Origin of the sequence: Liquorilactobacillus sicerae, from assembly GCF_029916425.1 — a bacterium.
In the GTDB taxonomy this organism is placed as follows: Bacteria; Bacillota; Bacilli; order Lactobacillales; family Lactobacillaceae; genus Liquorilactobacillus; species Liquorilactobacillus sicerae.
On sequence record NZ_JAHAVQ010000087.1, the window covers coordinates 1 to 647 of the forward strand.

The window sequence follows — 647 nt, forward strand, 5'->3', positions numbered from 1 at the left end:
TAATAACGCCGTAACGATGCAGACCGAAAATTTTTGTCGAGCCTCCTCTTTCAATATTCGTTTGAATATCTGCTTCGTAAGTTTGTGAAAGTAATTGATAAGTTCTTCTTGCACTGGCAGGATTTTGGGTCTGAACTTCCAAAGTATTTCCAACAGCACTGCCAAGATGATAAATACCATTCAAACGAAATATTGCCGATAACTCCGACTTTGACGTCTTAACATTAATCGTCAATATTGAAAGTTCCTTTTTAACTTGTTGTGTAAAAGTCATTTAAATTTATTATCCAGAATATCGAGTAATTTACCGGCAATTTTATCGCCATCGTGAAAAGCACCCTGATCGCGTAATTTAAGAAAATCTCCGGTAATCGGAGTTACTCCGAGTTTTCGATCTTCATTCGTATTGACCTTAACCTGAGTTGAAATTTCATTCCACTTTTGATAATCGATATAATCTTCAGGTACGACCGCCGTATTAGTCAAAACATAATCAACAATATTGTTGGAAACGTTTTGATAAATCGCTTTAATATGGCTGGCATCCGTGTAATTATCCGTTTCACCTTTTTGAGTCATAATATTGGCAATATAAACCTTCTTTGCCGGACTCTCTTTGACTGCTTTACCAACAACCGGAATAACTA

The 647-nt window shown here is 36.2% G+C and carries 1 protein-coding gene and 1 pseudogene; both read right to left on the minus strand.

The features are described from left to right. A pseudogene (locus KH893_RS11360) lies at positions 1 to 274 on the minus strand (DNA-binding protein WhiA); the annotation flags it as partial. Then, the coding region (locus tag KH893_RS11365; RefSeq protein WP_281166221.1) for a gluconeogenesis factor YvcK family protein at positions 271 to 647 on the minus strand (377 nt) is incomplete at its 5' end. The gene KH893_RS11365 and the pseudogene KH893_RS11360, both read right to left, overlap by 4 nt.